Here is a 15397-nt window from a genome sequence, read left to right as displayed (position 1 = left end):
CTTAGCCTTCTGCTTCGCCGTTCAGCGTAAGCGAGCGAGGACGCTCAACCCATCCGCCGCTGCCATTGGGAACGATCTCGATTAACTCGACCCGGGTTTCGTTCACACCGATAATACGACCGTAGTTCTGGCCCATGTAATTACCGGTTGTCACCCGGTGAATACCGCCGGTGTTATCTCTGATCAACGCAAACAGATTGTCGGAGGAGCCACTTAGAGTGCCGACCATGGTCAGTTCACTCAGCGAGAAATTCTCAAGAACTTCTCTCGGGCGATCCAGATCCGGCTCAATCGTGCTGGCTGGTTGCTGATCAATCATGGTCAACTGAACGTCGACGGGCGGTTCAAACGGTGCCCGGCGATCCGCCGCTGAGTAGGTAAATGCTTCGTAGGACTTGAACTCCGGCAGCGGTTCAACGAACCCCCGGGGCTTCGCCCGCGTCTCGGCCATAAACTGATCCAGATCAGAAAATCCACTGCTCTGGGAACACGCCGTCAGCAGAGTCACAAGACCAATCCCGAAACAGGCTTTAACTGCATGCTTCAAACTCATGCTCACTCCCCATCCCTGTAACGATAGGTCCGTGCAAGAACCTGCATATTCAACTGATCACCACCACCGCCAACCGGCGATATTTTCAGATCGTGCAGTGTCACGATCCGGGGCAGCCCGGCAACACTGCTAACGAACGTTGCCAGCTCGTGGTAAGAGCCTGTGACGCGGATGTTGATCGGCAATTCGGAGTAGAAGTCCCGGCGAACCTCGCTCTGGAGCTTTACTTCCTCGAGGTCGAGACCGCTACCCAGAGCAGTGTTGGTAATATCCTCCAACAGCCCGGGAACTTCGGTCTCGCTCGGCAGTTGCCGTACCAGAGCCCCGAAGGTCTCTTCCATTTCCTGCATCTGAGCCTTGAAAACCTCGAGGTTCGCGACCCGATAAGCTTTGCTTTCGTAACGCTGCCGAAGCTCCTGCTCTTTCTGCTCAACCTGTTTCAGTTCCGCATACTGATCCTTGATAAAGAACCAGTAGCCGCCACCGAGAATCAGGCCGAAGACGATCAGAACAACGATGCCCTTGACCGGCGCAGGCCATATTCCCGCGTTGTTGACATCAAGATCATTGATATCGAATTCGTTCAGCTTCTTCATGGAGTCCGCGAGGCTCATTTTTCACCCTCCGCTTCCGGCTCTGGCGTCTTCTGCTTAACCGTCAGATTGAACTGACTGTATCCCGCCCTGCGATTCTCCGCTGATGCCACGTTCGACAGATTCGGATCAGTAAACCACTGAGACTCTTCGAAACGGCGCATCAATGAAGCAATACGGCTGTTCGATTCAGACATACCCACAATACTCAGCAGGTCGTTCTGTTTGGTCAGCTCCGTGTAGAAAAGCCCATCCGGAAGCGTTCTTACCAACTCGTCGAAAACTCTCACGATAACCGGACGCTTACCCTGAAGATCCTGAATCACCTTCATGCGGGCAAGGAGCTCGTCCCGCTTGCGCTTGAGATCCTCAATTTCCTTGATCTGCTCATCGAGCTGCTTGGTGGCAGTTTCAATGTAGGCGTTGCGCGATTCCTGATAGGCGATGCGGCTGTCCATATCGCTTTTCCAAAGGAACGCCAGGCCGCCGGCAATAATCGCGGCGCCAAGGATCATCACAACGAACTGTTTCTGTTTTTCCGCCCTAAGCTCTTCGCGCCAGGGCCTGAGGTTAATCTTTGCCATCAGTCAAAGCTCCTCATTGCCAGGCCACATGCAATCATCAGCGAAGGGGCGTCATTACTCAGTGAGGAAGCATTCACTCGCGATCCTACAGCCATATCCGCAAACGGATTCGCCACCAGTGTCGGCGTACCCGTCTTCTCTTCAACCATTTCAGTCAGACCCTGAATCGAGGCGGTGCCACCGGCAAGGACGACGTAATCCACGGCATTGTACTGGCTTGCTCCAAAGAAGAACTGAAGCGCCCTGGCAACCTGCTGAACCACTGCCTCACGGAAGGGAGTCAACACTTCGGAATCGTAGTCGTCAGGAAGGCCACCCTGCTTTTTGGCAAGCCCGGCTTCTTCCAGCGACAGACCGTAGCGGCGCTGGATTTCTTCGGTAAGTTGCTTGCCGCCGAAAATCTGTTCCCGGGTATAGACTGTCTTGCCCTCGGCCAGAACACTCAGAGTAGTCATGGTTGCGCCCACATCCACAATGGCAACAACCAGCTCCTCACCCTGGGAATCCAGTTGCGGCTCAATCAGTGAGTAGGCACGTTCGAGGGCGTAGGCTTCAACGTCAACCACTTTGGTTGAGAGGGAGGCAATCTCGAGCGCGTCCTCCCGGATGTCGACATTCTCCTTCCGGCACGCAGCCAGAAGAACATCAACCTGATCGGGATTTGTCTCGGACGGACCCTGAACCTCGAAATCGATAGCCACTTCATCCAATGGGTAAGGGATGTACTGGTCGGCTTCCAGAGTAATCTGGTCTTCCATTTCAAATTCGTTGAGACCGCCATCCATCTGGATCAGCTTGGTGATCACCGCCGACCCCGAAACAGCCACGGCTGCCTGCTTGACGCCGGTGCGGGCTTTCGAGGCCACGCGTTTGAGCACTTCGCCAACCGCTTCGACATCGGTAATGTTTTTTTCTACGACAGCGTTGGCCGGTAACGGCTCCACCGCATAGCTCTCGACCTTATAGCGGTCGCCCTGCTTTGATAATTCCAGGAGCTTCACCGAGCTGGAGCTTATATCCAACCCAAGGACCGCACTGGATTTTTTTCCTAGAAATCCGAACACTGGCTCACCCTATACCTGGTTCCATGCACCGGGTCATGAATCGTCTATTAAGACCGTTTCATATGTGTTTTTTATTTAAGAGAATTTCTTTAAGTTTCCGTCTACAATGCCAGTTCTTCTTTTCTTGGGAAGATTGTGGCGTGGGAGAAACGTTTCCTACCTAAAGCAATTTCTCAAATGATAGACCTATATCCAACAGTTGTCAGAAAAAAATGTCTCATTTGTTGCGCACATCTCGCCTCCTCGCCTGGTTTTTTGTCGTCGGTCTCAGTTCGGCCACCATTCTGACCAGTGCCTTTTACCTTTACCTTCGACCCGGGCTTCCAGCGGTGGATCAACTTCTGGACATCAAGCTGCAGACGCCTCTGCGGGTCTACAGCGCTGACGACAGATTAATAGCAGAATTCGGTGAAAAGAGAAGGGCACCAGTCACAATCGAACAGATCCCTACAATTCAGTTACATGCCTTTCTGGCCGCGGAAGACGCCCGTTTTTACGAGCACTTCGGGGTCGACATCAAAGGCCTGATGCGGGCTGCAATCGAACTGATCTCTACCGGCGAAATCCAATCCGGCGGTAGCACCATCACAATGCAGGTTGCAAAAAATTACTTTTTGTCACGCGACAGGACCTTTATTCGCAAGTTCAATGAGATACTACTTGCTCTTCAGATTGAACGTGAACTGGATAAAAAACGGATTCTCGAGCTCTATCTGAACAAGATTTATCTCGGCAATCGCGCCTATGGAATTCAGGCCGCTGCCCAGGTTTATTACGATAAACCGGTGGCGGAATTGTCCCTGCCACAAATGGCCATGCTCGCCGGCCTGCCCAAGGCACCCTCTGCTTATAATCCACTGGCAAACCCCCAGCGGGCGCTTGTCCGTCGCAACTGGATTCTCAGCCGCATGCGTGATCTGGGCTACATTACTCCGAATGGCTATGAACTGGCTTCTGAAGCCCCGATTACCGCCAGTTACCACGCACCTTCCAATGAAGTGGATGCGGATCACATTGCCGAAATGGCTCGCAAGGAGATGGTCGAGCGCTTTGGAGATGCAGCCTATACCGAGGGCTATACCGTCACCCTGACCGTCAATAGCGAAAAGCAGCAGGCGGCGACAGAGGCCTTGCGGGCAGGACTGGAAGCTTACGACCGCCGCCACGGTTTTCGCGGCCCAATCGGGCAGGTATCTGGCGATGCGCTGGAACCAGACAACCTCCCGGGACTGATGGCCGGCTATCCGGAGATCGCTGATCTGATACCCGCCGTGGTCACCGGAGTTCGTGATGACGCGATGGTTGCGGACGTTTACGCACGCGCGCTGGGTAAAGCAGTCATCCCATTTGAAACCATGACCTGGGCGCGCCGGTACAAGACCGAGGACCTGACAGGCCCCGAGCCAGAGAAACCATCCGAGGTGCTCGCGGTCGGCGACATTGTCTATGTCGAACCCATAGAGCCCGAGACCCCCGAGGCTGAGATGGCACAGACGCCGGTTTCAGATTCCGAAACGGTTACCCGACCGAAACTGGCACTTGCCCAGGAACCCAAAGCCCAGGGCGCGTTAATATCACTTGAAGCAGACACCGGTGCTGTTGAAGCCCTTGTGGGCGGCTACAGTTTCGGACGCACGAAATATAACCGGGCGGTTCAGGCCCAACGTCAGCCCGGCTCGAATTTCAAACCGTTTCTGTACCTTAGCGCTCTCGAGAGAGGGCGCACGCCAGCAACCATCTACAACGACGCCCCTATTGTCTTTGATGATTCCGAGCTGGAAACCGCCTGGCGCCCCCAGAACTCCTCCGGACAGTTCTACGGGCCGACCCGACTGCGCAAAGCGCTCTACCAGTCACGAAACCTGGTGTCCGTTCGCCTGCTTCGCGACCTCGGCATCGAGCCCACGGTCGAATACCTGAAGCAACTCAAGATACCCACGGACGACATGCAGAAAGACCTCTCGCTGTCATTGGGCAGTGGATTGCTGACACCAATGGAAGTGGCACGGGGCTTTGCGGTCATTGCGAACGGCGGCTATGACGTCACGCCATTCTTCATTCAGCGCATCTCTGACGTCAGTGGTGAAGCAATCTACAAGGCACCCAAGGTCATCCTGTGCGAGACGGAATGTGACCAGAAAGAGGCAGAGGCAGAGACAGAAGAGAGTGGAGCTGACGTAAGGATCGCCAGAAGGCTGGCCGATGAGCGTGCGGTGTACATCCTTCATTCCATGCTACGGGATGTCATTGAACGGGGAACCGGGCGCCGAGCTCTGGCATTGGACCGTAAAGATGTCAGCGGCAAAACCGGAACAACCAACGAACAACGGGATACCTGGTTCAGCGGATTCAACCACAAGATTGCAACCACCGTCTGGGTCGGCTTTGACCAGCCCGCCCCGCTGGGTCGTGGTGAATACGGCGCCAGCACGGCACTTCCGATCTGGATCGACTACATGGAGGTTGCACTGAAGGGCGAGCCCCCTGCCTTCATGCCGCGCCCGAACGGCATTGTAAACGTTCGCATTGATCCGGAAACCGGCAAACGTGCCCGACCCGGACAGGAAGGAGCCATTTTCGAAATCTTCCGGGAGGAAGAGGCGCCGCCGCCCCTTGATCCGGAGGAAAATTCCGCCGACACAAATGAGAACGGCGGGAGCAATGATTTTTCCAGGCAGATTTTCTAAGCCCCACTTGGTCCGGGCCCATAAAAAAACCGACGGCGTGACCGTCGGTTTTTTCTTTCCGGTTTTCTACTGCTGAAACGGTTAGATGATGTCTTCCATCGACTTCAGCGGATAGTGAGCCGGATACGGGTTGCGGGCAACCCCGGAGTCCACTGCAGCACGCGCTACGGCTGCCGGAACAACCTCAAGCAGACGAACGTCCATCGGCTTGGGAATGATGTATTCGCGTCCGAACTCGAAGCTGGATACGCCGTAGGCCTCGCAGATATCTGCAGGAACAGGCTCTTTCGCCAGTTCGCGTATAGCATGCACTGCCGCAACCTTCATTTCTTCGTTGATGGCGGTTGCGCGAACGTCCAGGGCACCACGGAAGATGAACGGAAAGCCCAGTACGTTGTTTACCTGGTTCGGGTAGTCCGACCGACCGGTTGCCATGATCAGGTCGTCACGGGTTGCCAGGGCAACTTCCGGGCTGATCTCTGGGTCGGGGTTGGAACAGGCGAACACGATTGGATTCGGCGCCATCTTTTTCAGTTGATCCGCGGTGAGAAGATCCGGGCCGGACAGGCCGAGAAAAACGTCGGCACCGTCGATCGCATCATCCAGAGTTCGGCGATCGGTGTCATTGGCAAACATTGCCTTGTACTGGTTCAGATCATCACGCCCTGAATGGATCACACCCTTCCGGTCCAGCATAAAGATGTTTTCAGAACTGACGCCACAGCTGACCAGTAGCTTCATGCAGGCGATCGCGGCAGCACCGGCACCAAGACAGACGATCCTGGCTTCCTCAATCTTCTTGCCCTGAAGCTCAAGGGCGTTGATCATGCCAGCGGCGGTCACAATAGCTGTGCCATGCTGATCATCGTGAAAAATCGGCACGCTGCATTTTTCAATCAGGGCGCGCTCAATTTCAAAGCACTCGGGCGCCTTGATGTCTTCCAGGTTAATCCCACCGAAGGTGTCGGCAATACGCTCAACGGTCTCAATGAACGCCTGGGGGCTCTCGGAATTCACTTCGATGTCGAATACATCAATGCCGGCGAAGCGCTTGAACAGTACGCCCTTGCCTTCCATGACCGGCTTGCTGGCCAATGGCCCGAGATTTCCAAGGCCGAGAATCGCGGTTCCGTCGGAAATAACGGCTACCAGATTGCCCTTGCCTGTATATTTATAGGCATTTTCCGGGTCTTTTGCGATCTCGCGGACCGGCTCGGCAACCCCGGGGCTGTACGCCAGAGAGAGGTCGCGGGATGTCTTGGTGGGCTTGGTGATTTCAACACTCAGCTTACCAGGCCGCGGCTTGGCGTGATATTCAAGGGCTGCTTCTTTCAGATCTTGAGACATTGCCACTGTTCCGTTTTATAACGTTTATTGAAGGAGGACCGCTGAGCCAACTCAGCAGAGCGCGCCATTATGGCGCGAAGACCAAACGCAGACAAGGCCCCGCTGCGCATTTCCTGATCAGTCAATAAGCCATACTGCGTATACGCCTATTCGACAGCTCCGAGTGATTTTTGTCCGGGCATAAAAAAAGCGCCCGCAGGCGCTTTTTCTGGTCCGGTTACGGGAATCAGGCCTTCTTGCCACCGATTCTGCCACCGAAACGCTTCTGGAAGCGGTCGATACGGCCACCAGTGTCCATCACCTTCTGCTTGCCGGTGTAGAACGGGTGACACTGCGAGCACACATCCAGGGTCAGATCCTGGGTAAATGTTGAACGTGTCTTCAGAACATTACCGCATGAACATGTCGCGGTGATTTCTGCATACTTGGGATGGATACCTTCTTTCATGGCGAACCTCGGTCGGTCATGCCGCTACCAGATCGCGGGATCGGGATTGATCCTGGCGTCAGGCACCGCATGTTTGAATCAAATGACGAGACGGGGCACAATCATGCCCAGCCGAAAACAGACCGCGAATCTTACTGACAAAAAGAGCCGCAGGCAAGCCCTTATCACCGCTGTCAAGCATTGTTATCGATCTCTTTTCTCCATTGGAGCCAAATGTGGCCCGTACAGCGCGCATCGCCCTGAACCGTCCCCTCAGACGGCTGTTCGATTACCGGGTGCCGGAGGGTATGGATCTGGCCTGCGGCCAGAGGGTAACCATTCCGTTTGGCCGCACCACAGCCACCGGGCTGGTTGCCGCCCTTGATGCTCCGCCGCCCGAAGGCATCACGCTTAAAGCCATCCAGGGATGCTGCGAGGACTGGCAGGCTCTGCCAGAGGAAACCTTTCGCCTGCTGAGCTGGGCGTCTGACTACTACCAGCATCCGCTTGGTGAATGCCTGTTCACCGCCCTACCCCCGGCCCTGCGGCGAGGCCAACCGGCAAAAGCGCGCACCGAGGCCTACTGGAAGGCGACCGGCAGCCCGGACAATCTCGCGGCCAATGCCACAAAACAGAGAGCGCTTTTGGCATGGCTGGCGCAATATCCCGAGGGTGCCGCAACCCGACGCATTACTCAGGCGGGCTTCTCCAGCGCCCAAATCCGTACCTTGCGTGACAGGAACCTGATTGTCGAAGCCGATCCTCCCCAGGCTGAGTTAGATTCCGAGCCGACAACAGACGGACCACACCTGTCTGATGCCCAAAGTCAAGCGGCCGCGCAACTGCCAAAGCCCGCTGACGGCTTTTCAACATCACTTCTGTACGGCATTACCGGCAGCGGCAAGACTGAAATATACCTGGACTACCTGAAACAGCATCTGTCGCCGACTGACCAGGCTCTGGTCCTTGTTCCGGAGATCAACCTGACACCCCAGACGGTGGCTCGTTTTGAGCGTTATTTCGGGGCACGGGTTGCCGTGTGGCATTCCGCTCTGAATGACGCTCAGCGCCTCGATGCCTGGCTGAAAGTGAGAAACGGAGACCCGGTCATTCTGATTGGCACCCGTTCTGCGGTGCTTCTGCCCTTTACCCGACTGCGCACCATCATTGTGGATGAGGAGCACGACAGTTCTTTCAAGCAGGGTGAGGGATTCCGCTATTCAGGGCGGGATACAGCGGTTTACCGGGGCCACCTCAATGATTGCCCGGTCATCCTGGGCTCTGCGACGCCATCGCTGGAATCCATTCACAATGCCCAAACGGGAAAATACACGCTGATAAAGCTGGAAGAACGTGCCGGAAAATCCAGACCACCGACGATCAAACTGCTGGACATCCGCAGTCGTCCGCTTCAGGCGGGCCTGTCCCGGCCAACTCTCGACGCCATCCGCCGCACCCTGGACAGCGGCCGGCAGGTTCTGGTTTACGTCAACCGCCGGGGATTCGCCCCCGTGATGATGTGCTTCGACTGCGGTCACATGGTGGAATGCCCCCGTTGCGATACCCGCCTCACTTACCACCGCCGTGATCGCGCCATGCGCTGCCACCACTGCGATTATCAGGTGGCCGCCACGGAGATATGCCCGAAATGTGAGAGTGACGCGTTCAAGCCGGTCGGCCAGGGCACCGAAAGAGCGGAAGATTTCCTTGCCGAACAGTTCCCGGAAACCCCCATCGTACGTGTCGATCGCGACAGCACCCAGCGCAAGGGCAGCATCCAGAGCATTCTCAAGCAGGTCAACAGCGGCAGCCCCTGCATTTTGGTCGGCACCCAGATGCTGGCAAAAGGCCACGACTTCCCTGGCGTCACCCTTGTGGTGGTGATCAACGCCGACGGCGGGCTATTCAGCGTCGACTTCCGGGCACCGGAACAGCTGATCCAGACCCTGATCCAGGTTAGCGGACGCGCCGGCCGAGGCGAACATCCCGGTGATGTTCTGGTTCAGACCTGTCACAGCGATCATCCCCTACTTCAGTCCCTGGCGCAGGGCGACTACCTCCCGGTTGCCGACCAGCTGCTCGCGGAACGGGAAACCGGCGCCCTGCCCCCGTTCAGAGCCATGGCCATTTTCCGCGCCGAGGCAGACACCATGGAAAACAGCCTCAAGATTCTGGACCGGATCAAACCCCTCGCCAGAGGCGATAGACTGGAGATCTGGGGACCACTGCCAGCACTGATCGCCAGGCGAGCCGACAGGCACCGGGCGCAACTGGTGCTTTTGTGTGATCAACGTAAGCACCTGAACCGCACGCTTACCGGAATCTGCCAGGTGCTGGACGAAACCAGACTGCCTGGCGGCCTTAAATGGATGATCGATGTAGACCCCCAGGAAACCGGCTAGACCTTTTGCTTGCCGCGGCTGTTTCCGCGATAATACCCGGCTTCATTTGCGGGCGGCGATACTGGCTGCCACTGATCCATTCTCTTGCAAACCGAGTTACCCGACAGCATGAAAGAGACCGTAACCGAGCTGCTTCAGTCATCACTGGCCAAGCTTCAAACCGAAGGTGTTCTTCCCGCCGACCAGACCTTCACGCCACAGGTCGGTAACACCAAGGACAAGGCCCACGGCGACTACGCCTGCAACATTGCACTGGTGGCCTCGAAAGCCGCAGGCTACGCACCGCGCAAGCTGGCAGAAGCACTGGTGGAAAGGCTTCCGGAAAGCGCAGCCGTTGCCAAGGTCGAGATCGCCGGTCCGGGCTTTATCAACTTTTTCATGAGTACTGTCAGCGCCTTCGAGGTGGTCGATACTATTCTGGAGCAGGCGGACCAGTACGGACGCAACCAGAACGGTCAGGGCCAGAAAGTGCAGGTAGAGTTCGTCTCTGCCAATCCCACCGGCCCGCTGCACGTGGGCCACGGGCGCGGTGCGGCTATCGGCGATTGCCTCAGCCGGTTGCTGGAAGCCAACGGCTACAGCGTCACCCGCGAGTTTTACTACAACGACGCCGGCGCGCAAATCAACAATCTGGCGCTATCCGTGCAGGCCCGTGTGAAAGGCCTGACGCCGGACGACGCCAGCTGGCCGACGGATGGCTATCGGGGCGACTACATTGTCGATGTCGCCAGGGCCTATCTTGCCGGCGAAACGGTAAAAGCCGACGACCGTGAAGTTACCGCGAAAGCGGACCCTGAAGATCAGGCCGCAATCCAGGAGTTTGCCGTGGCCTACCTGCGGCGCGAGCAAGATCTGGACCTCAAGGCATTTGGCGTTCAGTTCGATGTGTATTTCCTGGAATCCTCCCTATACGAGGAAGGCAAGGTTGAAGCCACCGTCAAGCAGTTGCAGGCCAATGGCTACACCTATGAGCAGGATGGCGCCCTGTGGCTGAAAACCACAGAGTTCGGCGACGACAAGGACCGGGTCATGCGCAAACAGGATGGAGGCTACACCTACTTCCTGCCAGACGTGGCCTACCATCTGGACAAATGGCAACGGGGCTTTACCACCGTTATCAACGAGCAGGGGGCGGACCACCACTCAACGGTCACTCGTGTGCGCGCCGGCCTGCAGGCACTCAAGGCCGGAATCCCTGAGGGCTGGCCGGATTATGTGCTGCACCAGATGGTGATGGTGACCCGCTCCGGACAGGAAGTAAAAATCTCCAAGCGTGCGGGCAGTTACGTCACCGTGCGGGACCTGATCGACGAAGTAGGCCGCGACGCCACCCGGTTCTTCCTGGCAGCCCGACGGGTGGATTCTCAACTGACGTTCGATATTGACCTGGCCCGCTCCCAGACCAACGAAAACCCGGTCTACTACATCCAGTATGCTCACGCCCGGATCTGCAGCGTGTTGCGCAAGCTTGAGCAAGAAGGCACCACACGGGGCAGGAATGAAAGCCTCGGAGACCTGTCACTGCTAACCCTGGATGAGGAAAAAGATCTGGCCAACCAGCTGGCCCGCTACCCGGAACTGATCGAAAACTCGGCCAGGCAGCGCGAGCCTCATCACCTGACCCATTATCTGCGTGAACTGGCCGGCCAGTTCCACACCTATTACAACGCCCACAAAGTACTGATCGAAGATACCGCGGTGCGGGACGCAAGACTGTCACTCTATCTGGCCATACGCCAGGTTATCGCCAACGGCCTTGACCTGCTGGGTGTCAGTGCGCCGGAAGAGATGTAACCATGGCCAAGGATTATGCCCGCAAACCCGAGCGAAAGAGTGAGGCCCGTCCCAAGCGCCAGTCGGTAGCGAAATCCCAGCGTGGCGGACTTTCCCTGAAATGGATCCTCTCACTGGCCACAGTGGGAGGCTTCATCGGGTTTATCGTCTACCTGAATTCCCTGCCTGCACCTGACCAGGCTCGCGCGCCGGCGCAGGAAAATCAGGCAAAGACAGAAACAGAGTCAAAAACGAAGGCACCGACCGAGAAAAAGCCCGGCTTCAAGTTCTACGACATGCTGCCGGATTCGGAAGTGGTCCCGCCCAAGGTCAATGAATACACCCCCGGCCCGGCGCAGACCACCTTTGACTACCTGGTCCAGACCGGCTCCTTCAGAACCCAGGCGGACGCCGAACGACAGCGCGCACAGATCGCTTTCCAGGGATTGCGTGCCTACGTCAGCCGCATTGACCTGGAAAGCGGCAGCACCTGGTACCGGGTCAACGTCGGGCCGTTCGACTCCCGCAGCCAGATGAATTCGGCGGTTGACAGGCTCGTGTCGATAAACATCGAACCCCTGGTCAAAAAGATCCCCAAAGACACTCCCAAGTCAGAGTGAGCGGCCCGCCCTGCCCCGGACCCTTGAAAACCCGAAGCCTGCCTCCATTACCTGAGGATACGTTCTAAATCAGGCAAGTGGAGCCAGAATGACTACCATACTTTCTGTTCGACGCGGTGATGACGTCGCCATGGGCGGCGACGGCCAGGTATCCCTTGGCAATACCGTCATGAAAGGCAACGCCCGCAAGGTTCGCCGTCTCTATAACGGCCAGGTGCTGGCCGGGTTTGCTGGCGGCACTGCTGACGCCTTCACATTGTTCGAACGCTTCGAAGCGCAGCTGGAGAAGCATCAGGGCAACCTGACCAGAGCCGCCGTTGAACTGGCCAAGGAATGGCGGACCGACCGGGCATTGCGACGACTCGAAGCCCTGCTGGCCGTCGCCGACAAGACGGCCTCATTGATCATTACCGGTAACGGTGACGTGATCGAGCCCGAGCAGGGTCTGATCGCCATCGGTTCTGGCGGCCCCTTTGCGCAAGCCTCGGCCAGGGCGCTGCTGGAAAATACCGAGCTGGGCGCCACGGAGATTGTGGAGAAAGGCCTGGATATCGCGGCTGACATTTGTATCTATACAAACCACAACCGCACCCTCGAATCGCTCTCTGCCAACGAATAACCGGAGCCCCCATGTCTGCTATGACCCCCCGTGAAATTGTTCACGAGCTCAACAAACACATCGTCGGCCAGGAAGAGGCAAAACGCTCGGTCGCCATCGCCCTTAGAAACCGCTGGCGCCGGATGCAGCTGGATTCCGATCTGCGGGACGAGATCACCCCCAAAAATATCCTGATGATCGGCCCCACTGGTGTTGGTAAAACCGAAATTGCCCGGCGGCTGGCCAAACTGGCCGACGCGCCGTTTCTGAAAGTGGAAGCCACCAAGTTCACCGAGGTGGGCTATGTCGGCCGCGACGTGGAATCCATTATTCGTGATCTGGCGGATATGGCCATCAAGATGCTGCGAGAAAAGGAAATGAAGCGGCACGAATACCAGGCAATGGATGCCGCGGAAGAGCGCATTCTGGACGCCCTGCTGCCGCCGCCACGGGATTTGAAAGAAGACAGCCAGCGCACGGATGGTTCGACCACCCGCCAGCTTTTCCGGAAAAAACTCCGTGAAGGCGAACTGGACGACAAGGAAATCGAGATTGACCTGCGCAACTCCGGCGCCGGTGTCGAGATCATGGCGCCTCCCGGCATGGAAGAGATGACCAGCCAGTTGCAGAACATGTTTTCCAGCATGTCGGCGGACAAGCGCAAGACCCGCAAAATGAAAGTGGCAGACGCATTCAAGCAGGTGCGCGAAGAAGAAGCCGCCAAGCTTGTAAACGAAGAAGAGATCAAGCAAAAAGCCATCACCACCGTGGAACAGAATGGCATTGTCTTTATCGACGAGATAGACAAGGTAGCCAAACGCTCGGAGAACACCTCTTCAGACGTGTCACGGGAAGGCGTTCAACGTGACCTTCTGCCCTTGATCGAAGGCAGCACGGTAAGCACGAAGTACGGCTCGGTGCGGACCGATCACATCCTGTTCATTGCCTCTGGAGCCTTCCATCTGTCCAAGCCCTCGGACCTGATTCCGGAGCTGCAGGGCCGGCTGCCCATTCGCGTTGAGCTGCATGCGCTGACGCCCGAGGATTTCAAGCGCATTCTAACCGAACCGAGTGCCTCACTGGTTCAGCAGTACGTGGCCCTGATGGGCACAGAAGGCGTCAAACTGAACTTTTCGGACGAGGCCATCACGCGGATTGCCGAAGTGGCCTACAAGGTCAACGAAACCACCGAGAACATCGGTGCTCGGCGCCTGCACACCGTGCTGGAGCGGCTGCTGGAGAGCCTGTCCTATGAGGCCGGCGACCAGGTCACCGAGGCGTTTGAAGTAACAGCAGAGTTCGTTGACGAGAAACTGGGTGAACTGGCCGAAGATGAAGATCTGAGCCGGTATATCCTTTGATATGACGATGTGGATGCTCCGGGTCAGCCATGGCCCGGAGTCTTTCAGAGCGCTTTACTGAACAGATCAGTGACGTTTTCCAGCCCCGACGCAATCCTGCCCCGCTGTGCCCGCTTCTTGCGACCCTTGGCCACATACAGTGGCAGCATCTCACCATAGAGACTGGTACTGATGGTGCGCTGCTCGTCTTCCAGGCGATCACGGCGTAACCGGATACCATATTTCGCCAGCTTCGGCTCCAGCTCGTCCGCGCGATTGAGCAGATCCCGGCGGGTCATCTGATAGGCGTGCTCACACACCATGCGCCGCGACTGGAAACTGAACACGTTCGAAAAGAACAGCTTGGCATCATCGCGAGTCGGCTCGAACAACAGAATGTCCTTATCCGGATAATCCCGCGCGTACTGGGCGATACCGGACTGCATCCGCGAATAGACCATGGTGCGGAACATCTGCGACAGCAGGTTGGGCATGCCGGAGCGGGTCAGATCGCCCGGCGCCATGCTGCCGGCGCGCACGGCGGCGCTGGCATCGATAGGCACCTGAGGATTTACCGCAAACACCAGATCAGCACCATCCTCGAAAGCCACCGACGCATGCAGCCCCTTGCGCAGGGTGCCGTCCACATAATAGCGACCGTCCACGTTCACTGGCACATAGAGCCCGGGCGAGGAGGTGCTGGCCTGGATCGCTTTTGATATGGGAACGTGGTCGAAGCCGGGCGCGCCGAAACAGACCGCTTCAGTGCTTTCGACATCCGCAGCCACGATATAGAGGCTGCGACGCAACTGTCTGAAGTCGTTGGTGCGGCCAAGCATGTTAAAGGCCCGGTGCAGATATTCGTGCAGCCCTTCATTATCGAAAAAGCCGGCAGGAGCCGCCTGGGCCAGAATGGTCATGGCCTCCAGAAAGCTCTGGTCATAAGGGTTATTTATGAACCGGCGCAGGGCCGTGGACACCAGGCCGGGTACCGCCAACAGGCGCCCGCCGATTTCGCGGAAGGCCGGCCGATAGAAAACCTCAGGGTGGAACGGATGAACCTCGGCCTCGTTGCGGACAAATATCCGGCACAACTGGGCAGTGGTCATCTGGTTTGCCAGATTGGCAGCGACAAAGGAACCGGCGTTGACGCCCACATAGACATCAATATTATTGAAATCCAGGCCATCCAGCGCCTCATCAAGCGCCCGCAAGGCACCGATCTCATAGATGCCGCCGAGCGGGCCGCCGCCACCGAGGGCGAGGCCGATTCGGGGGCCGGGCTTGATTGCCGTGGTCGTTGCCGTCATTCAGTCTTCCCTTCCGGGTAATGGTCCGGGTTCTGGTTGATCATAACTTTACGTTAGCAGCCGGATTTAGAGTTCACACCCTACATTCAGGTTAATCCC

The 15397-nt window shown here is 57.1% G+C and carries 13 protein-coding genes; 6 read left to right on the top strand and 7 right to left on the bottom strand.

What is annotated here, in order from left to right:
- Position 1 precedes the first annotated feature (1 nt).
- From FPL19_RS17180 to FPL19_RS17165, 4 genes are read right to left on the bottom strand one after another with little or no spacing between them, the layout of a single operon-like run.
- Positions 2 to 553: a pilus assembly protein PilP gene (locus tag FPL19_RS17180; protein ID WP_150914519.1), complete on the bottom strand. Its 552-nt coding sequence runs from the start codon at positions 551 to 553 to the stop codon at positions 2 to 4.
- Between the two features lie 2 nt (positions 554 to 555).
- On the bottom strand, positions 556 to 1167 hold the full coding sequence (gene pilO / locus FPL19_RS17175; RefSeq protein WP_150914517.1) for a type IV pilus inner membrane component PilO: 612 nt from the start codon (positions 1165 to 1167) through the stop codon (positions 556 to 558).
- On the bottom strand, positions 1164 to 1730 hold the full coding sequence (locus FPL19_RS17170; protein ID WP_150914515.1) for a PilN domain-containing protein: 567 nt from the start codon (positions 1728 to 1730) through the stop codon (positions 1164 to 1166). The genes pilO and FPL19_RS17170 overlap by 4 nt, the downstream gene beginning before the upstream one ends.
- Entirely contained in the window at positions 1730 to 2794 is a 1065-nt protein-coding gene (locus FPL19_RS17165) for a pilus assembly protein PilM (protein WP_150914512.1), read from the bottom strand. The genes FPL19_RS17170 and FPL19_RS17165 overlap by 1 nt, the downstream gene beginning before the upstream one ends.
- 224 nt (positions 2795 to 3018) lie before the next feature.
- Here FPL19_RS17165 and FPL19_RS17160 point away from each other — a divergent pair, with 224 nt between their 5' ends.
- A complete protein-coding gene (locus FPL19_RS17160) occupies positions 3019 to 5481 on the top strand; it encodes a penicillin-binding protein 1A (RefSeq protein WP_225314478.1) in 2463 nt (820 codons plus the stop codon).
- Between the two features lie 81 nt (positions 5482 to 5562).
- Here the strand turns inward: FPL19_RS17160 and FPL19_RS17155 are convergent, their stop codons facing one another.
- Both FPL19_RS17155 and rpmE read right to left on the bottom strand, forming a co-directional pair.
- Positions 5563 to 6828: a malic enzyme-like NAD(P)-binding protein gene (locus tag FPL19_RS17155; protein ID WP_150914508.1), complete on the bottom strand. Its 1266-nt coding sequence runs from the start codon at positions 6826 to 6828 to the stop codon at positions 5563 to 5565.
- A 226-nt stretch (positions 6829 to 7054) separates the two neighbouring features.
- A complete protein-coding gene (gene rpmE / locus FPL19_RS17150; protein WP_007154619.1) occupies positions 7055 to 7276 on the bottom strand; it encodes a 50S ribosomal protein L31 in 222 nt (73 codons plus the stop codon).
- 215 nt (positions 7277 to 7491) lie between these two features.
- Here rpmE and FPL19_RS17145 point away from each other — a divergent pair, with 215 nt between their 5' ends.
- The 5 genes from FPL19_RS17145 (at position 7492) to hslU (ending at position 14009) form a co-directional block, all read left to right on the top strand.
- Entirely contained in the window at positions 7492 to 9657 is a 2166-nt protein-coding gene (locus FPL19_RS17145) for a primosomal protein N' (protein WP_150914506.1), read from the top strand.
- 108 nt (positions 9658 to 9765) lie between these two features.
- A complete protein-coding gene (gene argS, locus FPL19_RS17140; protein WP_150914504.1) occupies positions 9766 to 11451 on the top strand; it encodes an arginine--tRNA ligase in 1686 nt (561 codons plus the stop codon).
- Positions 11452 to 11453: 2 nt separating this feature from the next.
- Positions 11454 to 12050 carry an SPOR domain-containing protein gene (locus FPL19_RS17135; protein WP_150914502.1) on the top strand — a complete coding sequence of 199 codons (597 nt, stop codon included), beginning with the start codon at positions 11454 to 11456 and terminating at the stop codon, positions 12048 to 12050.
- Between the two features lie 88 nt (positions 12051 to 12138).
- Positions 12139 to 12669 carry an ATP-dependent protease subunit HslV gene (hslV, locus tag FPL19_RS17130; RefSeq protein WP_150914500.1) on the top strand — a complete coding sequence of 177 codons (531 nt, stop codon included), beginning with the start codon at positions 12139 to 12141 and terminating at the stop codon, positions 12667 to 12669.
- A gap of 11 nt (positions 12670 to 12680) precedes the next feature.
- Positions 12681 to 14009: an ATP-dependent protease ATPase subunit HslU gene (gene hslU / locus FPL19_RS17125; protein ID WP_150914498.1), complete on the top strand. Its 1329-nt coding sequence runs from the start codon at positions 12681 to 12683 to the stop codon at positions 14007 to 14009.
- Between the two features lie 44 nt (positions 14010 to 14053).
- On the opposite strand, the gene FPL19_RS17120 is transcribed toward hslU, so the two are convergent.
- Complete coding sequence (locus FPL19_RS17120; protein WP_150914496.1) at positions 14054 to 15298, bottom strand: patatin-like phospholipase family protein; 1245 nt, start codon at positions 15296 to 15298, stop codon at positions 14054 to 14056.
- Positions 15299 to 15397 lie beyond the last annotated feature (99 nt).

Origin of the sequence: Marinobacter halotolerans (genome assembly GCF_008795985.1) — a bacterium.
GTDB lineage: Bacteria > Pseudomonadota > Gammaproteobacteria > Pseudomonadales > Oleiphilaceae > Marinobacter > Marinobacter halotolerans.
Note: the sequence above shows the minus strand (reverse complement) of the source record. Positions and strands in the feature narration are given on the sequence as shown.